Source organism: Bradyrhizobium yuanmingense, assembly GCF_025200905.1.
GTDB classification, from domain to species: Bacteria; Pseudomonadota; Alphaproteobacteria; order Rhizobiales; family Xanthobacteraceae; genus Bradyrhizobium; species Bradyrhizobium yuanmingense.
This window is the reverse complement of the sequence record NZ_CP104173.1, coordinates 6,119,849-6,142,117: the sequence shown is the minus strand read 5'-3', so window position 1 is coordinate 6,142,117 and position 22,269 is coordinate 6,119,849. Positions and strand designations below refer to the sequence as shown.

Here is a 22,269-nt window from a genome sequence, read left to right as displayed (position 1 = left end):
AGATACTCCTCACACTCTGATGTCGACGCCGCTGCTCGATCCGAGCATGCGGCCATAGCCGCGCCCGATGGGCGCCGTGGAAACGCTGTCGTCCTCGCTGATGATCAGGCGGCGGGCATTGCCGCCATTGTCGTTGTTCTGGCCTGAGTGCTGGCCCGATGAATTCTGGTCGCGCAGGCTGAAGGACAGACCGTTGCTGCCGGTCTTGAAGCCGGCATCGTCGAGCGCGCGCTGCAATTGCGGCGCGTCCTGACGCAGCATCTGCAGCGTCTCCGGTTTCTCGACGGTGAGATGCGAGGTGACGTTGCCGGCGCGGTCGACATTGATGCGCACGTCGATGCGGCCGAGCTCGGCCGGATCGAGGCTGATGTCGAACCGCGACTTGCCGGAGCGAATGGCGGCTGCGATCTCGATCGGGATGCCGCTGATCGGCACCGCGGTAGTGTGGGTCGCCGCGGTCGCGGTGAGCGTCGCGGTCGATGCTGTCGCGGCCGAGGTCGTATTGGTCAGCGGCGCCTGCACGGCGGAGGCGGCCTGTGCGCTGGTATCCGTCGGAGCGAGTGTGGCTTGCGGGCCGGCATGCGCCGGCGCGGCCGACGTGCCCTGGGCCGGATCGGCGGCGCGGTCGGCGGGACCCGCCTTGGCGTCGGTCGCGACGTGATCGGCCTGCGGCTTCAAGCCTTGCGCATGGGCGGCGTTGGCGGCCGGTGCCTGCGCAGCGACGTTCGCCTTGCCGGTGTCCTGGCCGATATTGGAGATGTCGGTCTGGGCTTGCGCCGTGGCGGCCTCTTTGAACGCGGTCTTGGGCGTGCCCTGGCTGACCGCGGCGATCAGCCCGCCACCAGCTTTTGCATCGGTCGAGGCGGTCTCGGTCGTGCCGGCGGCGGCCTCGCCGAGCGTCGTCGTGGTCTCGGCATCGACCTCGGCGCCTGCGGCCTTGGCGCTCGCCGTGGCGGTATCGGTCTTGGCGCCGGCGATCTGGGCCGCGATGGAGGCGCTGGCGGCAAGACCTGCCGCGGCGATCGCGAGCGGCGCGGCGGCGGCATCGCCAGCCTGGTTCGCAGCTGCATTCGGGTCGACCGGGACGACCGGCGCGGCAACGATGATGCCGGGGTCGGGCAGGGCGGTCTGCGTCGTCGCGGAGGGCGCGGCGGCAGCCGCCTCGACGGCGGCCGTGAGGACCTCGGTGCCATCAGTCGCGTCGCTCTCGGGCTCGTCGGATTTGTCGGCCGATTTGGCGTCGGCCGTCTCGGACTTGTCCTTGACCTTGCCGGCGTCCTTGGCCGGATCGCTGGACGCCTCGCCCCTGTCATTCTCCGCCGGCGCAGACGCCTCGGTGTCGTCGCTCGCCTTGCTCTGCGAAGCCTGGTCCGTGGACGAGGTGTCGCGCGACGGCCGCTCGGCCGCCGGAGAGGACGAGGTCTGCTCGCTCCGGCGCGGCGGGCTGTCCTGCGCCGGCGCGTTGTTGCCGCTGGCCTGCGTGTTGCTGTCGACCAGCGAGCCGAAAGCCTCGCTCGCCGGCGTGTCCTTCGGGGCTTGCGACCGGGCAGGCTTCTGCTGCGCGCTCTGGATTTGCACGCTTGCCACGATATCTGACATCCGACCGACCACAGGCAACCCCTTGCAAGCAACTTCGGACCAGAGGGAGCAAGGAGCGGGCCAGTGCCTCAACTCGAAGATTTCAGTAATATAATCAATGATTTGGCGATGTGAGTGGGTTGCCGGGCCGCGGGCTCCGACCCCGCCATTTCTGCCGCCCCGGCAAGAATTGCCCTAAGCGGGGGCTCGCGTGATTGCTTCACCGGAATGCCGCCTATATTAAAGAGGCTACTCTCAGCCGCTTTCGACTTGGGCAGTCGTGCTCTTCGGGAACCAAGGTTCCGGGGGATCGCCGCCGTCCCCGAGAAAGCAAATCGCGGATTCGCGCGTCGCCGCCGTCACAACGCTCTAGGGCCCATGCTCAACAGTCTGGATCTCGAAGGCCGTCCCGAGGACACCAGGGTCGTCGTCGCCATGTCGGGCGGCGTCGATTCCTCGACGACGGCTGCGCTCTTGAAGGCTGAGGGCTACGACGTCGTCGGCATCACGCTGCAGCTCTACGACCATGGCGCGGCCACCCACCGCAAGGGCGCCTGCTGCGCCGGCCAGGACATCCACGACGCCCGCGACGTCGCTGCCAAGCTCGGCATTCCCCATTACGTGCTCGACTACGAGGACCGCTTCCGCGAGTCCGTCATCGACAATTTCGCCGATTCTTATGCCCTTGGTGAAACGCCGGTGCCCTGCATCGAGTGCAACCGCAGCGTCAAATTCCGCGACCTCTTGAAGACCGCCCGCGAGCTCGGCGCGAAGGCGCTCGCCACCGGCCATTACGTCGCCTCGCGCCGCCGGAGCGACGGCTCGCGCGCGCTGGTCTGCGCCGCCGACGCCGACCGCGACCAGAGCTATTTCCTGTTCGCGACCACGCAGGAACAGCTCGACTTCCTGCGCTTTCCGCTCGGCGACATGACCAAGCCCGAGACGCGCGAGCTCGCGCGCCGCTTTGGCCTTGCGGTCGCCGACAAGCACGACAGCCAGGACATCTGCTTCGTGCCGACCGGCCGCTACACCGACATCATCACGCGCCTGCGCCCCAATGCGATGGACCCCGGCGACATCGTCGATCTCGAGGGCCGCGTGCTCGGCCGGCACAACGGCATCGCCAATTTCACCGTCGGCCAGCGCCGCGGCCTCGGCATCGCAGCCCATGCGCCGCTGTTCGTGGTGCGGCTGGACGCGGCGACCCGCCGCGTCGTGGTCGGCCCGCGCGATGCGCTGAAGATGCACCGCATCGCACTTCGCGACGTCAACTGGATCGGCGACGGCGACATCGACCGCGCCATCGGAAGCGGCCTCGAAATGTTCGTGCGCGTGCGCTCCACCCGTAGCCCCCAACCGGCCTGGCTGCGCGGCAGCAATGGCCGTTACGAGGTCGAGCTCGTCGCAGGCGAAGAGGGCGTCTCGCCGGGACAGGCCTGCGTGTTCTACGACGCAGCCGGCGGCCAGGCCCGCGTGCTCGGCGGCGGCTTCATCCAGAGCGCTGCGGCCAAGGTCGGCACGGGCACATCGCGCCCGCTCGCGGAAGTCGTGCGCGGCTGAGGGAATGACGACATCAAGCACAACTCATTGGGCTGGGTTCACCTCTCCTGTTGGGGAGAGGTGAAGTAAGGGCAGGGGGGCATGGCAGCAGACATCTCGCGGGCCGGGGTCGAGAAGGCCTATGGCCGCTGGGCGCCGGTCTATGATCTCGTGTTCGGCAAGGTGTTCGACGCCGGCCGGCAGTCGACAATCGCGGAGGCCGACCGCATCGGCGGCCGTGTCCTCGACGTCGGCGTCGGCACCGGTCTTTCGCTCTCCGAATACGCGCGCACCACCAAGGTCTGCGGCGTCGATATCTCCGAGCCGATGCTGCGCAAGGCGCAGGCGCGTGTCCGGAGCCTACGTCTCTCCAATGTCGAAGTGCTCTCGGTGATGGATGCGAAGAACCTCGCCTTCCCCGACGATTTCTTCGACGCGGTGGTGGCGCAATATGTCATCACCGCCGTGCCCGATCCCGAAGGCACGCTCGACGAGTTCATGCGCGTGCTTAAGTCAGGCGGCGAGCTGATCCTGGTCAATCACATCGGTGCGGAGAGCGGACCTCGCAAGCTGTTCGAGCTCGCTTTCGCGCCCATCGCCCGCCGCCTCGGCTGGCGCCCGGAATTCCCGTGGGCGCGCCTCGAGGGCTGGGCCGCAAGGCACGGCGGCGTCGCGCTCACCGAGCGCCGTCCCATGCCGCCGATGGGCCATTTCTCGCTGATCCGCTACCGCAAATCGTGATTGCGAGCCGCGGGAACAGGGGGCCTCGCGCGCGCGTTTCCTTCCCATGCGCACGACAAACCTCATTCTCGCGGGCCTCCTGATCGCCGCCTCTGCACCAGCGATCGCGCAGGCCCCACCCGCCCCGGCGACGCCGCCGCAAGCGACCGCGCCGCCATCCCCGCAACGCGCCGCCGGCTGTGCCCCATCCGATCGGCTGGCGACCACCCCGGAAGGCACCACCACCGGCCAGTCCCGGGAACCGCTCGGCGACAAGCTGGCCAAGACGGACGGCGTGCTCTGCCCGCCCGCGGGCGTCGATCCCGACATGCACGCCCCCGCGCCCAGCACCGACAGCAACACCCCGGTGATCCCGCCCCCGGCAGCCCCGGCGGCGACCCCAATGTGAGGCCGAAATAAGGGCGCTTCCCTTCGCCTCTCCCCGCCGGGGAGAGGCCGGAATCCGCGCAACGCGCGGATTCCGGGTGAGGGGGACCATCCGCGAGTTCGGCGCCGTAAAAAATCGCAAATTCTGGTGAGAAATCGGGCCGAAGCGGACTTGTCGCGCCGAAGCTTTAGCGAAGGCGGATTGACTTACCCCCGCCCCCTTCCTTATATGCCGCGCGTTCGCGAGATCGGCCTTAAGTCGCCGCCGCGATCCCTGTGGCGGGGTAGCTCAGCTGGTTAGAGCACGGGAATCATAATCCTGGGGTCGGGGGTTCGAGTCCCTCCCCCGCTACCACCTTTCCCCACACTCCTTTGACTTGATTTGGATAGGCCTTTTCGCCGACCAGGGCGTTTAGCCGGCCTGCTATCTCGACGGCTACGCCACTTGGGCGTCCGGGATCGCGGAACACAGTGACCGTCTCGACCAAGTCTCTGATCGCTTCTGCGGCCTCTCCGTCTCCCGCACTGACGCCCTTACCCAGTGCTTCTTCCAGCCGGCCGAGTTGCTCCTCATATCGTTTGAGGATGGCCGGATGCAGCACAATCTCGTTCGGGGCGGGTCGTTCGCTTTGTAGCTCCTCAGATATCCGCTTTCGTTCAGCGTCTAAGGCAGTCGATCGAGGTCCGAGAACGGATGGATCGCCATGTCCCTTCGCGATCGCATCCACCAGTCGTTCGATTTCTCGACGCAACTGTTCTAGCTGCTGCTCAAGGAGGTGCCGCTTTGCCAGCGATGTAGCTAGGAGACGCTTCCGCTCCTCCCGATATGTTCGTACGTATTCCGAAAAAACCTTCGGCGCACGCAGTTCGGCCCTGAGCCCGCTGAGAACTGCACTTTCGACCGCGTCTAAATAAAAAGTCTTGGCAGCAGAACATGTGCCGCTCTCTTTCGCCGCGGAGCAGCGAACACGAATGCGCCCTGACTTGTCGCGTCCATTAGTTGCCATACCCGAACCGCATGAGCCGCAACGGAGCAGTCCGGATAGCATCCGACGAGGCCGACGTTGGTGGCTGGGGTGGATGTGACTGCGCTCTTCCTTGCGTTGCTGAGCGGCCGTGAATAGCTCTGGAGTGACAATTGCAAGATGCGGCACCTCAGCCACCTGCCAGTCAGTCTTCGGATTTGGTCGTGACAGGCGCTTTCCCGAGTCCGGGTCCTTCACCATCCTGACTTTGTTCCAGACAAGGCGCCCCATATAAAGTTCGTTCAGCAGAATGCCAGCGCCCCTCTCATGATTGCCATTGATTGTTGACGCATTCCAGGCTCGTCCCCGCGGAGGTGATACCCTCTCCTTGTTAAGATCATGAGCGATTTCCCGAGGTGTACGACCGTCTACGTATTCCTGAAAGATGCGCCGGATCACTTGCGCCTCGGTCTCGACAACCACGCGTTCGCCACTTCTTCCAGTGACTGCGGCGTACCCGTACGTCAGGCCCCCGCCAGCCAAACCTTGCTTAACCCGCCCCGCTTGGCCGCGACGCACCTTGTGCGCATTGTCCTCACGATAGAGTTGTCCGACCAAGCCGCGAAGGCCGACCAGCACGGTGTTAACGACGCCCTCGTGGACCGCCCGGATCTCAATCCCGAGAAATGACAGTCGCTTATGAATGCCAGCGAGATCTTCCATGTCGCGAGAGAGGCGATCGAGCGCTTCGACGATCACCACGTCAAAGGATCTCTCCCGCGCTTGGTCCAACATCCGCAGGAGGCCTTCGCGGCCCATGACAGACCCACCTGAACGAGCCCGATCTTCATGGGTACTGACGACAGTTAAGCATTCGCGCTCGGCATAGCTCTGGCAAAGTGAAAGCTGATCCTCAATCGATCTCTCGTTTTGCAGATCGGTCGAGAACCGAGCATAGATCGTCGCTCTTTTCCTTATCGCTTCGATCGATGAGCTGTCTTTCATGATCTTCCCTCGCGGCCACACGGGCAAGTACTCGCGCGAGACGTAAGATCGCCTTGTCTGGATTCGTATGCAAGGAAAAGTTGCGATCGGTTTTTCTCACAATCGAACCTTTAGGCTATCGCGCACCTCAAGGAGGTGCACGGACCTGCGCTGGGGCTAGTCGACAAAACGTGGGGGAACTGATCATTTCCGGCATCCTGCTTGGATCAAAACGAAATACAACGGCCGCTATGAGCTCGTCGTGCAATCGGATGCCAAGGCGAAGAAAAGAGAGGAGCGAATGGCTTTGCTTGCGCGGAATTGATACCGCTGGGAAGCGGACGCCCTCTCCATCTAGCGAATCCCTGAGTGGAAACTCCCGAGCCTCGCCAAAGCTCTATTCCGGCTACCATTTCGCCACCAGCTCGGTGTGATTGGAGCCAGTAGCTAGCCGTAGGCGAGGAGGTGGTGGACGGTTCAACCGACGAGGTTTCTCCGGGCAACGGTGGCTTCACGTGCGCTCCAATGATGCGGAAGTCGCGAATTGATCCGTGCCTACTGTGAACAAGGCAAGAAATCATCATTGCCCCTCGCGATAAGCGGCCTCAGGCTTGGTGCGGGGGCCGGAGTGGTCGGCACAACGACTCGTTTTCACTTCAGTTTCTTCTTGGTAAACAGCTCACCGACCAAATCTGGCAGGTGCCTTGCGGGCCTTCTCGACGATAGAAGGCAGAGCGCCCCGGGGCAGCCGCCCAAGGGTGCGAGGGGGCAGCGTTGCAGTACCGTGACGCTGGCGAGCGAAGTTAGTGGCGCACGTGATAGGGACAGCGCTTTCCAAGGGCCTCTTCGACGAGCGCCGAGTCACACTGTCATTTAACTCCGCTGGTAGCGCGGAGCCGGTAGTTATAGGGCTTTGAACAGCGCGGAGCGCCGGCCCGCGTTCCTCCCCTCTAGTTTTAGACCGTCCGGGCTGGAATACTTCAAAACACTGACAGGTGAGCCATGCCCAATCCCTGCCGTCGATTCCTATCAGCCAGAACCTTGAGACGCTGAACGGCTGGCAGCCAGTTACGCTGGTGCGGCCACTCTCGCGATCTGCTGCATAAGTCGGCGACACGTTTGTTGGCGAGCGTCATTATGAGCCAGACAGCTGCCCAAGGAGACCGAGCGCCGCTGAGATCGCTTCTGTCGCCATTGGACAATGTCTCTGATCTCGATCAACGACGTCGATTTGCGCCTTCTCAAGCCCAATAGGTCACAGTTTCCTTGACCCTACTAAACTGCAGAGGAGGCCGAATTGTGCTGGTGCCGCCAAACGCCGCCGATTGATGCGCGGCGGTCCGGCAGGCGAACGGATCTTTGCAGCGCGTACAGTTATCACAGATGAGTAGAGATTTTTGTCGACTGCGAACAGGCAAACGATAGTCCACCGCAATACGACGAAATAGCGGCAACCCTGGGGTCGTCTAACCGTTCTGAAGACTGAGCGGCGTTAACTCGACCGGTCTACAAGTTTGACCAACAGTTTCTCCATTGCTGTGTCACTACCAGTGCTGGTAGGTCACCCGACGCCGCTCTCTCGCTAAAGTCCCACTGCCCTGAGGCGACGGGCCTCACGGGACAGCCGGGTGGGTTAGCCTTGTGATCCCGAGGCTGACTACTGAGCCAGCGGCACGTGATAGGGACAGCGCCTTCCCTCCTCCAATGGAGGGTGCTGAGTCATGTCGCCTCTAGGTTTCCGGCGAAGCGGATGCGGCAAGATAGCGCATTTATCCACCGTCCCCCGGTGGACTAGGCGCCGAGCCGCATCCGCACTGCTTTGTCTCGAACTCCAATTGCGTCTAGTTTGCGCGCCTTACCGGCTTCGGAAAACAGCGTCGACCCCGGCCCGGTAAGCGGCGCGACGTATCCGGGTTCGAAAGCAACTGATGCGCGATCCAAATGCCCAATCCTGCACGCTCGAAGAGCCGCGCGAGCCGGGGGCGTGAGGTTGTAGCGGCGGTCAGCCGTAAACGTGAAGTGGATCGGCTGAGCGGCGATCCGGCGCGTAGCCCCGGTGCGGCTGCGGCTGATCGCAAACGCGCCGAATGGCTATCGTCCGAGGCGTAAACGTTATTGCTGCCGAGGCAAGCGGCCTACGTGGGCCTTTCGCTGTACTTGTGCGCCGCAGGCCTGTCAGCTTTCGGTAAGCCAACCCCGATAAAGAATCGTTGGGTTTAACGGGGGCGTGACAGGGACAGCGCATGAGAAGGACCACCATGTGCCGAGTCACGCTTCCGTTAAGCTCATTGCACTGCGTGTGAGTCTGCTAGTTACCTACAGTGCGGGCGGGGTAGGGACAGCGTCTGTTCCAGCGCAATCAAACAACGGCGGGGCGCGTCCGCACTGCTTCCGAGGATCATCACCAACACTCAGGAGGAAAAGGAGATCGCTTGGCTCAACCATCCGCTGTTGTCTTGATGCAAATGTCTCGGCCATGTGTGGCAACTTCTGCGCCGACAGCCTCTCCGATTCTTTGGCGCGGTACTCCCGGTTGCGCTTTCGAGGTCTCGGATAATCTTTCCAACCGATTGCTTCTATCGCGCTCCGTCTGGATCTATTCGGCCAACATTCTGGCGTCTCTCATGTGCGTTTGGCCCATCATTCTTGTTTATGCAACGCGCACGTGTCCGGACATGCTGGTGTCTCCAGTTCTTGAAGGCAAAGGCCCCAGTTTAGAGACTCGCCGATGAGGACGGGACCGACCGACTTTGGTAGGTGCCCTTCGTTGCTTCTCGAAGATACAACTTGGTAGCCCTTGAGAATTTGAGCCTCTTGGGAGCAAAGGTGGCCAGCCCCAGTCTTTTTGACCGGGTTGGCCACCAGCGCTTGCGACATCCAATCCCACAGGGCTACAGGCCAACAAAATGCATACATTCGAGCGGCATATCGCGTCCCTGCGGTCGCAAGCGCTTGCGGTGCTTGTAGCCAATCAGATCCGTGCCGCCGATCACTCGTTGGGCCTGTCGGATCGCAAGGTCGCGACATTGAACATCGAGGAAGTTCGGGCGTTGCTAGCCATACTCGATTGCATGAAGCCCAACCTACGGGCCCAGGAAGCACGGCAGATCGCTGCGCGCATACGCGCGCTTTTAGAGGAGCCGCCTGGGTCTCAGCCGGTTCGGGTAGGATGTCTGTGAGACCATTAGTGTGAGCTTTCGGTGGTTGCCCAACCGATCCTAAACGGGGGAGCACTTGTCAAAGCTTTAGTCCACTGCCGGAGGACCGATGGGCGCCCATAAGGATGCGGCTCTGACGCCGAAGGTCGAGAGGCCATGGCGCGGAGCATCATCGTAGGTGGCCTGAAAAAGGCTGCAGCCGCGGTGCACTTCAATATTTCGGCGAAGGCCGTCGCCAAGTGGGTCAAGCATTCCGCGAGAATCGACCGAAGCCGACCACGCTCCAGTCGTCAACACACAAGCAAAGGAAGTCTCCAGCCGGTGATCGCGCAACCAAAGGGAATTTTCATCCACTCGCCGGTCATTTTCGAGGCGTCGATTTCTTTTGTATTCCCACGGTTGACAAATTTGTTATGCGCTCCCTAGGAGTACCGCTTGTGCAGAAGGCTCAACGTCCTTCTCATGAGAAAAGTATTCACTGCGAAGCATGTGCCGAACGCCAACTTTCATGACAACGGTTCCATCATCCTCGGTCCACATCCCCATGTCGCATCGGCCATCCCATCAATGGCCTTCGTGAAGATCCGGAACAAGAGCTCCGGGGCGCGGATGTCGACCTGCGTTATTGTCAGCTCACGCGGCTCGCGTTGCTGTGCTCTCAAGGCCGCTGCTGCGCGGATCGGCCAATCCCGTGACCCCATTGTTTGTTGTTTATCCTTCTTAGACGAGCAGCAAACGGCTGAGTTGAGGCCGAAGACGCTAACCTTCATTCGCAGCAGCCAGACTTCTGATCACCTGACATGCTCGATCACTTCGAACGCTGTGGATAGCTATGACTTCGAAACAGTCGGCGAGTTAAGCGACAGTTCCCGCTTTGTCACTTCCGCGCCCGTAAAAATCGAACTGAGGTCCAAATGAGCCACCTTCCGGAGCAGCAGATCGACCGCATCACAATTCCCTTGCTGCAGCGGTGGAAGCAGACCGGCCGGCGTCTCGTCATGACGACTGCCTACGACGCGGTTGCGGCGCGTATCGCGGATCCGTCCGTCGACGTCATTCTCGTCGGTGACAGTGTGGGTAACGTTTGCCTTGGATTCGAAAACACGCTTCCCGTGAGCGTTGCGATGATGAACCATCATCTGGAAGCCGTTGTACGCAGCAAGCCTCGTGCTTTAATCGTTGCCGATATGCCATTTCTTAGCTTCCACGTCAGCGTCGAGGAAACCATACGCAATGCCGGCGGATTCCTGCAGCGAGGCGCAGCTGCGGTGAAACTCGAGGGCGGAGGCAAGAGAATCGAGATGGTACGTGCCCTTGTGGATTGCGAGATTCCTGTGATGGGTCATCTCGGTCTTATGCCGCAGAGCGTCAATGTCATGGGGGGCTTCAAAGTGCAGGGTCGAACAGCGGATGATGCGCTGCGTTTGCTCGATGATGCTCACCGTCTCCAGGAGGCCGGCTGTTTCGCTTTGGTACTGGAGGGCATTCCGGCCGAACTTGCTGCTCGAGCAACCGATTCCTTGACAATACCGACGATCGGAATCGGCGCCGGCTCGGACTGTTCAGGCCAGGTGCTCGTGTTTCACGACGTGCTGGGCCTAACTGAAGGTCATCGCCCCAAATTCGTTCGCGCCTATGCAGAAGGCTTTCAGCAGTTGCGTGATGCGCTTTCGCGCTGGGCCGCGGATGTCCGCGGTGGTGTATTTCCGGGGCCGCAAGAGTCCTATGGGCTCCCCGAAGGCGTCGGCGAGGCAATCACCAACTGGGCGCCCTCCAACCCAACTTGATCTAGAGCTCGACATGCAAACCATCACGAGGATCGCTGAACTTCGCCGTACTCTCGCGAAATCCCGCGGCGCCGATCAACGGGTCGGATTGGTGCCGACGATGGGCTATCTCCACAATGGCCACATGGCGCTGATCGCGGCTAGCCAGGCGCAATGCGACGTCACTGTCGTCAGCATCTTCGTCAACCCTACTCAATTCGGACCAAACGAGGATCTCAGCACCTATCCGCGCGACTTCTTACGCGATGAGGACCTGTGCCGCGATGGCGGTGTTGCGATCCTCTTCGCGCCGGATGCACAGGAAGTCTATCCGAGCCATTTCGAAACCTTCGTTGAGCCGGGTAACCTCGCGAAACCTCTGTGCGGAGTCTTCAGGCCTGGACATTTTCGTGGTGTCGCGACTGTCGTATGCAAGTTGTTCAATATGGTGCAGCCTGACGTCGTGTTTTTTGGGCAGAAGGATTTTCAGCAATGCGCGGTCGTGCGTCGGATGGCAACTGATCTCAATCTCCCGATCGAGATCGTCACCGTACCAACCGTTCGCGAACAGGATGGGCTCGCAATGAGCAGTCGCAACCGCTATCTCAGCAAAGAAGAGCGTCAGCGGGCCCTTGCGATCAATCGTGGATTATCCGCGGCGCTCGATGAATTTCTCTCGGGAGAGCGCAACGTAGAAAAGCTGATTGCGGTCGCCAAGGGTCATTTAGAGGCAGTTGACAGCCTGCAATATCTTGAACTTGTCGACGGTGACACGCTCAAATCGGCCGACAGTCCACTGCGGCGCCCTGCGGCGCTTTGTGCGGCAGCCTACGTTGGCTCAACGCGGCTGATCGACAATGTAATACTGGAGTTGCCAACTTGGTAGCGCATCCGTAGCTAAAGCGAGCGCAGCATTTTGAGCGGCAAGAAATGCTCAAGGCACTGCTCAGAAAGGTGCGTCGAGCTGGTAGCCAAGGGCCAACTACGACGTGACTGTGTTTAGCGAGTTAGCGAAGCCATAGCGCGTGCGTACGGAATATTGGGGGCCGAGAACTTCGTGTCCTGCAACAACACGAGTTTTTGCGCGAGGGCGATCAGCAACCTCGGCAAACTTTGGTATAGTGCTTTGCAGCTTACGCTATATCACCCATTTACCTTTGTAGAGTTGAGCACCCGTCAGATCGTTTGTAGTTTCGATGTTGACCTGGATCATTCGGTCCGCGGTCAGCGCGCAATCTGAACTGATGGCCTCTGTTACAAGTCGTTGAGTTCCGATCAGGAGGCGAACATCTTGAGTCCGACGTCTGGCCGAGTCCTGCAAAAAGGCAACGGCTTTATAGAAGGTGCCCACCATTCCAGATCGCGATCTGCCATCAGAGCAGCAGAATAGCATTCACTGAGCGACGAAGATGGGAGCGAACGATAGGGCGGCGCTCGCGAGCACGTGAGTCCTTAGAGTAGCCGATAGCGCGTCCCTCATACTGGGGGCTCTAGCATAGCCGCTATATTGGTGATCATTGCCGCTTTACAAGTTGCGGCGAATTTGCATCCCACTCTTGAAACGGGTCGATATGACATTTACCGAGCTTTTCATCAGACGTCCGGTATTGTCTATCGTCGTCAGTTCCTTAATTTTGCTGATCGGCTTGCGCGCGGCCACCTTACTCCCGATCCGCCAATATCCCAAGCTATCCAATACGGTCGTCACTATCACGACCTCCTATCCTGGCGCCTCCGCCGACATGATCCAGGGTTTCATCACCACTCCCCTGGAGCAGGCAGTCGCGTCCGCCGAGGGCGTCGACTACATCAGTTCCTCGTCTGTGCTTGGTACCTCGACCATCAAAGTCTACATCAAGCTCAATTTCGATCCAAACGAAGCGCTTACAGAGGTGCTCTCCAAGGTTAACTCAGTCAAATACCTGATTCCGAAGGAAGCAAATGACCCAGTCGTCTCAAAGTCAACCGGTCAGGCGACTGCTGTCATGTACATCGCCTTCGCCAGCGAGGAACTCGCGGCAAGCGCGATCTCCGACTATCTCTCACGCGTCGTGCAACCGGTTATCTCAACGGTCGAGGGTGTAGCAGCGGCAGACATTCTGGGTGGCCAGACTTTTGCAATGCGGCTATGGCTCGATACTGCGAAAATGGCGGGTCACGGCGTGTCCCCGGCTGAGGTTTCGGCTGCAATCGCCGCTAACAACTTCCAGGCCGCGGCGGGCCAGACCAAGGGCTATTTCACTATCTCCGATGTCACGGCAAATACCGATCTGCGGAGTGTCGAAGATTTTAAGCGAATGATCGTCAAGGCCAATGACGGCGGCTTTGTGCGCATGGAGGACATTGCGGTAGTGGAGCTTGCCGCGCAGACTACTGACATTAGCGTCGCGATGAACGGCGAGCACGCGGTCTTTGTCGGCGTGCAGGCGAGCCCGCAAGGCAATCCTCTAAACATAGCGCGAGGCGTTCGAGAGCTGTTTCCAGAAATGGAGCGTAACCTGCCGCCGTCAATGAGGATGAAGGTGGCCTACGACTCCACAAAATTTATTCAATCATCGATCGACGAAGTTGAGAAGACCCTCATTGAGGCCGTCGTGGTCGTTGTGGTCGTGATCTTCCTGTTCCTAACCTCGCTGCGCTCGGTCATCATTCCCGTGGTCACTATTCCGTTGTCGCTCGTTGGCGTCTGCAGCATGATGCTGGTGCTGGGGTTTTCCTTCAATCTCTTGACTCTTCTTGCAATGGTTCTCGCTATCGGTCTCGTGGTCGACGACGCGATCGTGGTGGTCGAGAACATTCATCGTCATTTGGAAGAAGGTGCAACGCCCCGAAAGGCTGCCACGGAAGGAGCGCGCGAGATCGTCGGCCCCGTCGTCTCCATGACGATTACTCTGGCCGCGGTATATGCCCCAATCGGATTTCTGGGCGGCATCACCGGTGCGCTGTTCCGCGAGTTCGCGTTTACGCTAGCGGGAGCGGTGATCGTGTCGGGCGTGATCGCTTTGACGCTATCGCCGATGATGTGCTCGCTCCTCCTGAGGCGCGCAGAGGCGGGGCGATTTGCGAATTTTGTAAACCGTGGGCTCGGCGCCATGACACAGTGGTACGGCCGCAAGCTCGACCGCTCGCTTGACTATCGTCCGGTTACTGGCCTGTTTGCGCTGACCATGCTGGGCCTCGTGGCCTTTCTCTATATGAACACATCCAAGGAACTAGCTCCCGAGGAGGATCAAGGTATCATATTCGCCTTAACGAAAGCGCCGAAATATGCCAATATCGACTACCTCGACTATTACGGCGCCAAGCTCGAAAACGCGTTCCGGAAATTTCCAGAGAGTGACTTGAGCTTCGTGCTGAATGGCGCTAGCGGCCAGCAGATTGGCATGGCCGGTATGTTGCTCAAACCCTGGGACGAGCGCAACCGATCATCGATTGTACTAAAGTCCCTCGTCCAGGCCGAGCTGTCGAAAATCGAAGGCATTAACGCGTTTGCCTTCAGCTTGCCTCCGCTTCCGGGCGGTCCGGACGGCCTACCAGTGCAGATGGTGATCAATTCGACGTTTGGGTTTCAATCCATCTACGAGCAGATGTCGAAGCTGAAGGATGCCGCGCGGAAGAGCGGCCTGTTCATGGTGAGCGACTCCGATCTCGAGTTCAACCAGCCGGTGGTACGAATCAAGGTTGATCGATCCAAAGCTAACGAGCTTGGCATCACCATGCAGACCATCGGCAACGCTCTGGCCACCTTGCTTGGGGGAAACTACGTCAACCGCTTCAATTTGCAGGGCCGCTCTTACCAGGTGATCCCGCAGGTTCCGCGAGGGGAACGCCTGGCGCCGCAAGCGATCGGGAGCTATTACGTGAAGACTGCGACGGGCTCGATGCTTCCGCTATCTACCGTAGTCTCTACCGAGACCGCCACCGATCCGAACGCACTCACTCACTACAACCAGCTCAACTGCGCGACTTTTCAGGCAGTGCCGATGCCCGGCGTCACGATCGAACAGGCTGTGGATTTCTTGGAAGCCGAGGCGAAGAAACTGCCCGCCGGCTTCAGCCACGACTTCCTGGCCGACGCGCGCCAGTACGTCCAAGAGGGTAATCAGCTGGCCATTACATTTGTATTTGCGCTCATCATCATATTCTTGGTGCTTTCGGCGCAGTTCGAAAGCGTGCGCGATCCGCTCATCATCATGATCAGCGTGCCGATGGCAATGGTCGGCGCGTTGATTCCGTCATTCTTTGGCTGGGCGACCATGAACATCTACACCCAGGTTGGACTGTTGACACTGGTCGGGTTGATTTCTAAGCACGGCATCCTACTGGTTGAGTTCGCCAATGAGCTGCAGCTCAAACAGAGAGTTGACCGTCGCTCGGCTATAGAGATGGCGGCGCGCGTGCGACTTCGCCCAATTTTGATGACAACGGCGGCGATGGTCACGGGCTTCATACCCTTGTTGGCTGCAACGGGAGCTGGCGCGGCGAGCCGCTTCTCGATCGGGCTCGTCCTCGCCGCCGGCATGTCTGTGGGCACTCTGATCACGTTATTCGTGCTCCCAGCGCTCTATGTCGCGATCGCGTCCGATCACCGTGACCATGCGAGCGCGGGCCGCGCGAACCTCGCCAAGCTCGAGCTCTCCGACGAAGCTGATGCCGAGATGGCCAGGCAATGACCAGAAAATCAATCTCGGTTTGCTCCGTGTGGCGCGCGAAGGAGCATAGGACCGCTTCACGTTTCCTAGAGCATCGAGAGCTTTTGCGCGCTTGGTGCCAAGCTGGGCTGGCCGGAAAGGAACACGTTGGTGGTCCGGTGTTGGCCGGCTCGGGTGAAGCGGCGCAGGATATTCACGGCTTCGGAACCGAGCTCGATGGGGACAATCGAGAATTGGTGCTTTCTTGATAAAAAGGGCTTACCAATTATCGCAAGGACTGCGCCTGCTATTCGAATCGTTGCTTTGTATGCTCTATTCCGTGGTGCAGTCTCCCGTCCCGAGAACAAGCAGATCATTCTTGTGCCGTCCATCGCTCTCAGCGCGAAACGCCCGATATGCCAGCTGAATGCCGTCCTTCAGCGAGGTCGTGGCGCGCCAGCCAAGCCGTGACAACCGACCGACGTCGAGCAGCTTGCGCGGCGTTCCGTCCGGGCGCGACGTGTCGAAGCTGATCTCACCGCGAAAGCCGACGGTGGCCGCAACGATGAGTGCTAACTCGGCGATGCTGATGTCCTCGCCGGTGCCGATATTGACCGGTTCTGGCGAGGAATAGGTCTTCATTAGATGGATGCAGGCGTCGGCGAGATCCTCGACGTAGAGAAATTCGCGGCGCGGCGTGCCGGTACCCCACACCACGACGTTGCTGCCGCCCGACATCTTGGCCTCGTGAAAGCGGCGGATCAGCGCGGCCATGACGTGGCTGTATTCGGGGTGATAATTGTCGCCGGGGCCGTAAAGATTGGTGGGCATCACGCTGATGAAATCGGCGCCGTACTGGTGGCGATAGGCCTCGGCCATCTTGATGCCCGCAATTTTGGCGATGGCATAGGGCTCGTTGGTCGGCTCCAGCGGGCCGGTCAGCAGCGAGTCCTCTCGCAGCGGCTGCGGCGCCAGGCGCGGATAGATGCAGGAGGAGCCGAAGAACATCAGCTTCTCGCATCTGTTGGCATGGGCAGCCTGGATCACGTTGCTCGATATTGCCAGATTGTCGTGGAGAAACTCGGCGGGCAGCGTGTTGTTAGCGACGATGCCGCCGACCTTGGCAGCGGCGAGGAACACGGCCTGCGGCCTCTTCGCGGCAAACCAGGCATTCACCGCGGATTGGTCGCGCAGGTCAACCTCGCTGCGCGACGCCGTCAAGAGATCAGCCTGCTCGCGTGCCAGTCGGCGCATTAGTGCCGCGCCGACCATGCCACGATGGCCGCCGACGAAAACCGTCTTTCCTTTCAGCTCAAACGCCGCGCTTGCCATTTGCTGTGTCCTGTCTGGCTTGGACGAGATCGCTGGCGACCATTTCCTTCACCATTTGCGAGAACGACGTCTTCGGCGCCCAGCCGAGTTTCGCGCGCGCCTTGCTGGCGTCGCCGATCAGGAGATCGACCTCGGTCGGACGGAAATAGGTCGCATCGATCTGCACCAGGATCTTGCCAGACGCCCTGTCGACGCCGACCTCTTCGATGCCCTTGCCACGCCATTCGATGCTGCGACCGACCTCGGCAAACGCCAGCTCGACGAACTCGCGGACGGACCGCGTCTGGCCGGTCGCGAGCACAAAGTCACCGGGCTCGTCGACCTGAAGGATCCTGTGCATGCCTTCGACGTAGTCGCGGGCATGGCCCCAGTCGCGCTTGGCGTCGAGATTTCCGAGATAGAGCTTGTTCTCGAGGCCGACCTCGATGCCGGCGACGGCGCGGGTGATCTTGCGGGTCACGAAAGTCTCGCCGCGGATGGGACTCTCATGGTTGAAAAGGACGCCGTTGCTCGCGAACATACCGTAGGCCTCACGGTAGTTCACCGTAATCCAGTAGCCATAGAGCTTGGCGGCGCCATAGGGGGAACGCGGATAAAATGGCGTGGTTTCCTTCTGTGGCACCTCTTGCACGAGGCCGTAAAGCTCGGAGGTCGACGCTTGGTAGAAGCGCGTCTCCTTTTCCATGCCAAGGATGCGGATAGCTTCCAAGAGGCGCAGCACACCGATTGCGTCGGCATTGGCGGTGTATTCCGGGCTCTCGAAACTGACCTGGACGTGGCTCTGTGCGGCCAGATTATAGATTTCGGTAGGCCGAATTTGCTGCACAAGCCGGATCAGGTTGGACGAATCGGTCATGTCTCCATAGTGCATTAGGAACGGCACATCGGCGGCATGCGGGTCCTTGTAGAGATGATCGACGCGCGCGGTGTTGAAGGAGGACGACCGGCGCTTGACCCCATGCACGGTGTAGCCGAGACCGAGCAAATGCTGGGCGAGATATGCGCCATCTTGCCCGGTGACGCCGGTGATCATCGCCACGCGCCGGTTTGAATTGTGAACCGCCATGATCTCGCTTCGTTGCTCCGGAAAGAGTTCGCTCTGAAAAACCATTGCCTAGTCGCTTCCCGAAAATCGAGATGCGCACGCGCGCTCCAATCTCAACTAAAGGAGCGCGATCGTTAGCCCCTGTCATACACCTCATGAAGGAATACACAGCATATACATTGATTTATAGGTGGACTGATTTATGCCAACACATCGATCTTAATAGATGAACGTCAGGCGACGTCGCAACGGCGATGACGACAGGTGAGATAAAGTGTAAGCGCCGGTACGCACGCCCGGGCGCACTTGCCGCCTGGCGATATTTCCTATCAGACAGATGCCGTCCATCTGTGAGCCTTATCTACCTCACGCGCATGTATGCATCCGCGCGCGCTCTTAGGTGGGCGCAGAGAAGCGGCGGGTTGCGGCTTCCGAATGGAAGACCCCGTCTTAACGGTCGGCATTACAATTATAATCCACGCCGTTCCCTAATAGCTGGTTTGCAGCAGGCGATGCACAGCCGACGCGAGACAAAATGAGAAGGACTGGCAAACGTTGGTATAGACCGTCGAACGTTTCGATATCGCGAGTTTACGTTAGTACAATGGAGCTTCGACGCCGATCCTCTAATCTTGACCGAAGGTGAGTTGCCTCAGTCCGAGTAAGACAAGTCTCTTAAGCCCGCGCCGAAATTTGTTTTCGGGCGAACTCGACAATTTAAGCTAGAGCCACTGCGCGGGTATATCACCAGCAGACCATGTAGAGGATGCGGGCAGCGTTTTTTCTGTCTGAAATGGAGAGAAGCCGAGACCAAACGTGACCGCTTTCGAAGAATCGATCCTGAGACGCGTAGATTCAGTTGTTGCGCATCAACTTCATCCGGTGGGCCGGTTTCGCTGCTCATGCGTTTTGGAAACTTAGAAGGAGAGGCGCGAGATGGCTCATCAGAAAGGGAGAGTCTGTTTGTGCCGAGCTGGATGTCGCCGTGCAGGCGCAACTGCACGTTTGGCTCTCGTCGAGGCGGTCACGGTGTTGGCGACCCATCGCAGCGTCTATTCGACTAGCTTGCTCAAGAGTGGAATGAAGTCGACGAACAATGATGGCTGATAGAGATCTAAATCACGCGGGCGAATGGGGATGCGATAAAGACGGCCGCGGAAGATTCCGAACTTGAAACCCGTTGTTATCGGGCAAGCGAGTTCTATCACGGGGCTCCTAATCGCGGACGCCGGACTCCTCGAAGTTGGGTTGCATGGATTAACATGTGTGGAATTATTGGCATTTTGGGACGTGGTCCGGTCGTTGGGAAGTTGGTCGCGTCGCTCAGGCGATTGGAATATCGTGGCTACGACTCAGCGGGTCTCGCGACTCTCGAAGGTCTCCATATCGAGCGCCGCCGCGCTCAAGGTAAGCTGAGAAACCTTGAGGAGCAGTTGCGCTATAGTCCCCCTGCAGGTCAAAGCGGCATTGGTCACACCCGCTGGGCGACTCATGGAAGGCCGACCGAGAGCAATGCTCATCCGCATGCGACGGAAAATGTTGCGGTCGTTCATAACGGGATCATTGAGAATTTCCGCGAGCTGCGAGCCGAGCTGGAACGGAATGGAGCCGAGTTTTGCTCAGAGACGGACACCGAGGCTGTGGTGCATCTCGTCGAATTCTACCTCAAAAACGGCTACTCACCGCAGGATGCGGTGCAGGCGTCGTTGCCGCGCTTGCGCGGTGCCTTCGCGTTGGCATTCCTTTTCAAGGGCCACGACGATCTTTTGATCGGCGCGTGCAAGGGATCGCCCCTTGGGATCGGACATGGTAAGGGCGAAGTGTATCTAGGATCTGATGCGATCGCGCTCGCGCCTTTGACCGATACCATTACCTATCTTGAGGACGGTGACTGGGCCGTGCTTACGCGCGCGACGTGCGTGATCTATGGTGCAGACGGCTCTGTCGTTCGCCGGGAAACATCAAAGTTTGCTGTATCGGCTCTCCTTGCGGAAAAGGCGAATTATCGCCACTTCATGGCTAAGGAAATCCACGAGCAGCCGACAGTGGTCGCCCAGACGGTGGCGCATTATCTCGATATGGCGGCCAAACGGGTAGCGCTGCCGCTCGCATTGCCCTTCGACTTCAATTCCATTCAGCGCATTTCAATTACTGCGTGCGGCACGGCAAGCTACGCCGGTCACATCGCCAAATACTGGTTCGAGCGGCTGGCGCGTTTGTCTGTTGAGATAGATGTAGCCTCTGAGTTCCGCTACCGGGAGGCGCCTCTGCGCCGAGGCGATCTCGCGATCGTCATCTCGCAATCGGGCGAGACCGCCGACACACTAGCTGCGTTGCGATACGCCAAGGGCCAGGGCCTGCACACGATATCTGTGGTCAATGTCCCGACGTCGACGATTGCGCGCGAGAGCGAATCCGTTCTGCCGACGCTGGCGGGGGCAGAAATAGGCGTCGCTTCCACCAAGGCATTCATCTGCCAGCTGATGGTACTGGCGGTGCTTGCCATCGCAGCAGGCAGAGAGCGAGGTAAGCTGTCTGAAAACGATGAATCGAAGCTCGTGCAAGAGCTCATCGAGGTGCCGCGGTTGGTTGCTGCGGCCTTGTTGGTCGAGCCGCAGATTGAGAAGCTCGCGCGCTATATCGCCGGCGCGAGGGCGGCACTCTACCTCGGTCGTGGCACATCGGCTCCTCTGGCGTTGGAGGGCGCGCTCAAGCTGAAGGAAGTTTCCTACATCCACTCAGAAGGTTATGCCGCCGGCGAGCTCAAGCACGGGCCGATCGCACTGATCGATGAGGCTATGCCTGTGGTGGTGATCGCGCCTTACGACGGCGTTTTCGAGAAGACCATTTCGAACATGCAAGAAGTGGCGGCTCGGGGCGGCAAGATCATCCTGATCACCGATGCGAAGGGCGCTTCGGAAGCGACGGTGGACACGCTCGTGACCATCGTTCTGCCGACAATGGTCGCAAGCTTTACGCCGATGGTCTATGCCATTCCGGTCCAGCTCTTAGCTTACCATACGGGCGTCGTAAGCGGCGCGGACGTGGATCAGCCGCGTAATCTCGCAAAATCGGTCACGGTGGAATGAGACGGCAGCGTTGGTATCGAAGCGTTCAGGTTTCGGCGTCGACGCGTTCGGCTTCCGTCTCCTTTCCTCGCTTTGTGGATGATGGATCTCGACCAGTTCCAATCCGAAGTCGCTGGTAGCTGCCGTGCAGTCGCGCAACCTCAACCGATACTACCGCCAGCCCGCCTTGGTATAGTATCGGCCACCCTAGCCGCGGCGCGGGATGCCTGTCGGAGTGCAGTGTGCTGTCGAAGCCGTTCAGAAGCGATTGCAATCCGCCACAGGATGCCAAGATGCTGCGATTGGACGGTCGCGATGCGGTCGTCATGAAGCGCGCGCGCTACAATGCCGTTCTGCATAGTATCGCGACGGATGGGAAGGATCCGATTGGCATCGGCAGGTGAAACGTCGATCGACCGTTCCGAACGGAGGAAGATCCTCGCGCTGCTCGCTTCTCATCGTCCTAGTGAATGGCAATGCGCGAGCGCGCCGCCGTTCCATTAGAAGCAGGCCTGTGTCAGCTAACGTGCGGGCGGCCAACAGCATCACGTTAGGTTTTGGTAAGCCAGAGTCCCTATCTGCGCCGCAGGCCTAGCAAGCCTGAACTAGACTCGGAAATGCATGTCCGACCGGAGCACCAACTGCCTTGTATAATTGGATCGATGGCTCGTCCTATTTCGCATCCTCTCCCCTTGACGAGACTGATGAGCAAAACGACGCAGACAGTTTCGCGGATGCGTTTCGTCAACTGCGCTTAGCCCCGCCAAACTCCAGCGGCACTTCGTCTTCGGCACCACGGCCCTATTGGCTTGATTCAAGCCCGCCTGTCGTAGGAGATCGATAAGAGGTTGTTCAGAAAAGCAGAAGGCTATCACAGCGAAATCAGGTACATCGCCGATAACCCACAAGAACATTCGGACTTCGCCTCTCAGAAAGCGGCGCGAACCGCAGAGGTTGCTGAGGAGTATGGAACAACTCGAGATTCTGTTAATGCGCGATACTTCAGCTATCAATTAGGAAACAAGAGTGTCGGTCTTCTTCGAATGGAAGGGGACGACAGCGTGACGAATTTCGACGTGGAAAAGTGACAGGAGCT

12 protein-coding genes, 1 tRNA gene and 1 pseudogene are annotated in these 22,269 nt (G+C 59.8%); 10 read left to right on the top strand and 4 right to left on the bottom strand.

The window, feature by feature from the left end; genetic code table 11:
- Nucleotides 1-9: 9 nt before the first annotated feature.
- Nucleotides 10-1,611, bottom strand: a complete 1,602-nt coding sequence (locus N2605_RS28355) for a flagellar hook-length control protein FliK (protein ID WP_260344103.1) — start codon at nucleotides 1,609-1,611, stop codon at nucleotides 10-12.
- Nucleotides 1,612-1,956: 345 nt separating this feature from the next.
- Between N2605_RS28355 and mnmA the strand changes: the two genes are divergently transcribed.
- The 4 genes and pseudogenes from mnmA (at nucleotide 1,957) to N2605_RS28335 (ending at nucleotide 4,579) form a co-directional block, all read left to right on the top strand.
- The gene (gene mnmA, locus N2605_RS28350) at nucleotides 1,957-3,138 is read left to right on the top strand and encodes a tRNA 2-thiouridine(34) synthase MnmA (RefSeq protein ID WP_260344101.1); all 1,182 of its coding nucleotides are present in this window, start codon (nucleotides 1,957-1,959) and stop codon (nucleotides 3,136-3,138) included.
- Nucleotides 3,139-3,219: 81 nt separating this feature from the next.
- Nucleotides 3,220-3,858 carry a class I SAM-dependent methyltransferase gene (locus tag N2605_RS28345; protein WP_109142574.1) on the top strand — a complete coding sequence of 213 codons (639 nt, stop codon included), beginning with the start codon at nucleotides 3,220-3,222 and terminating at the stop codon, nucleotides 3,856-3,858.
- Nucleotides 3,859-3,904: 46 nt separating this feature from the next.
- Nucleotides 3,905-4,257, top strand: a pseudogene (locus N2605_RS28340) (hypothetical protein).
- A gap of 245 nt (nucleotides 4,258-4,502) precedes the next feature.
- Nucleotides 4,503-4,579: transfer RNA gene (locus tag N2605_RS28335), tRNA-Met, on the top strand.
- On the opposite strand, the gene N2605_RS28330 is transcribed toward N2605_RS28335, so the two are convergent.
- Complete coding sequence (locus N2605_RS28330) at nucleotides 4,536-6,194, bottom strand: recombinase family protein (protein ID WP_260347518.1); 1,659 nt, start codon at nucleotides 6,192-6,194, stop codon at nucleotides 4,536-4,538. The two genes, N2605_RS28335 and N2605_RS28330, sit on opposite strands and share 44 nt — an antisense overlap.
- Nucleotides 6,195-9,793: 3,599 nt before the next feature.
- On the opposite strand from N2605_RS28330, the gene N2605_RS28325 reads away from it, so the two are divergent.
- The 4 genes from N2605_RS28325 (at nucleotide 9,794) to N2605_RS28310 (ending at nucleotide 15,770) form a co-directional block, all read left to right on the top strand.
- Complete coding sequence (locus N2605_RS28325; RefSeq protein WP_260344097.1) at nucleotides 9,794-10,249, top strand: aspartate 1-decarboxylase; 456 nt, start codon at nucleotides 9,794-9,796, stop codon at nucleotides 10,247-10,249.
- Nucleotides 10,246-11,118 (top strand): 3-methyl-2-oxobutanoate hydroxymethyltransferase, encoded by an 873-nt coding sequence (gene panB / locus N2605_RS28320; protein ID WP_260344095.1) that lies wholly within the window; start codon nucleotides 10,246-10,248, stop codon nucleotides 11,116-11,118. Before N2605_RS28325 ends, panB begins: the two co-directional genes overlap by 4 nt.
- Before the next feature lie 13 nt (nucleotides 11,119-11,131).
- Nucleotides 11,132-11,983 (top strand): pantoate--beta-alanine ligase, encoded by an 852-nt coding sequence (gene panC, locus N2605_RS28315; RefSeq protein WP_260344093.1) that lies wholly within the window; start codon nucleotides 11,132-11,134, stop codon nucleotides 11,981-11,983.
- Nucleotides 11,984-12,668: 685 nt separating this feature from the next.
- On the top strand, nucleotides 12,669-15,770 hold the full coding sequence (locus tag N2605_RS28310; RefSeq protein ID WP_260347517.1) for an efflux RND transporter permease subunit: 3,102 nt from the start codon (nucleotides 12,669-12,671) through the stop codon (nucleotides 15,768-15,770).
- Nucleotides 15,771-16,061: 291 nt separating this feature from the next.
- Here the strand turns inward: N2605_RS28310 and N2605_RS28305 are convergent, their stop codons facing one another.
- A complete protein-coding gene (locus N2605_RS28305) occupies nucleotides 16,062-17,060 on the bottom strand; it encodes a GDP-L-fucose synthase family protein (protein ID WP_311735339.1) in 999 nt (332 codons plus the stop codon).
- Nucleotides 17,041-18,126, bottom strand: a complete 1,086-nt coding sequence (gene gmd, locus N2605_RS28300; RefSeq protein WP_260344092.1) for a GDP-mannose 4,6-dehydratase — start codon at nucleotides 18,124-18,126, stop codon at nucleotides 17,041-17,043. Before gmd ends, N2605_RS28305 begins: the two co-directional genes overlap by 20 nt.
- Before the next feature lie 1,241 nt (nucleotides 18,127-19,367).
- Between gmd and glmS the strand changes: the two genes are divergently transcribed.
- Nucleotides 19,368-21,194, top strand: coding sequence for a glutamine--fructose-6-phosphate transaminase (isomerizing) (gene glmS / locus N2605_RS28295; RefSeq protein WP_260344090.1), 1,827 nt, complete (start codon nucleotides 19,368-19,370; stop codon nucleotides 21,192-21,194).
- Between the two features lie 827 nt (nucleotides 21,195-22,021).
- On the top strand, nucleotides 22,022-22,261 hold the full coding sequence (locus N2605_RS28290) for a hypothetical protein (RefSeq protein ID WP_260344088.1): 240 nt from the start codon (nucleotides 22,022-22,024) through the stop codon (nucleotides 22,259-22,261).
- The last annotated feature ends 8 nt before the right edge of the window (nucleotides 22,262-22,269 follow it).

Bases quoted from the DNA above. Each gene is read 5' to 3' on its own strand.
- panC (WP_260344093.1), top strand. From the start codon at position 11,132: ATGCAAACCATCACGAGGATCGCTGAACTTCGCCGTACTCTCGCGAAA.
- N2605_RS28310 (WP_260347517.1), top strand. From the start codon at position 12,669: ATGACATTTACCGAGCTTTTCATCAGACGTCCGGTATTGTCTATCGTC.
- gmd (WP_260344092.1), bottom strand. From the start codon at position 18,126: ATGGCGGTTCACAATTCAAACCGGCGCGTGGCGATGATCACCGGCGTC.
- N2605_RS28305 (WP_311735339.1), bottom strand. From the start codon at position 17,060: ATGGCAAGCGCGGCGTTTGAGCTGAAAGGAAAGACGGTTTTCGTCGGC.
- N2605_RS28325 (WP_260344097.1), top strand. From the start codon at position 9,794: ATGAGAAAAGTATTCACTGCGAAGCATGTGCCGAACGCCAACTTTCAT.
- mnmA (WP_260344101.1), top strand. From the start codon at position 1,957: ATGCTCAACAGTCTGGATCTCGAAGGCCGTCCCGAGGACACCAGGGTC.
- N2605_RS28345 (WP_109142574.1), top strand. From the start codon at position 3,220: ATGGCAGCAGACATCTCGCGGGCCGGGGTCGAGAAGGCCTATGGCCGC.
- glmS (WP_260344090.1), top strand. From the start codon at position 19,368: ATGTGTGGAATTATTGGCATTTTGGGACGTGGTCCGGTCGTTGGGAAG.
- panB (WP_260344095.1), top strand. From the start codon at position 10,246: ATGAGCCACCTTCCGGAGCAGCAGATCGACCGCATCACAATTCCCTTG.
- N2605_RS28330 (WP_260347518.1), bottom strand. From the start codon at position 6,194: ATGAAAGACAGCTCATCGATCGAAGCGATAAGGAAAAGAGCGACGATC.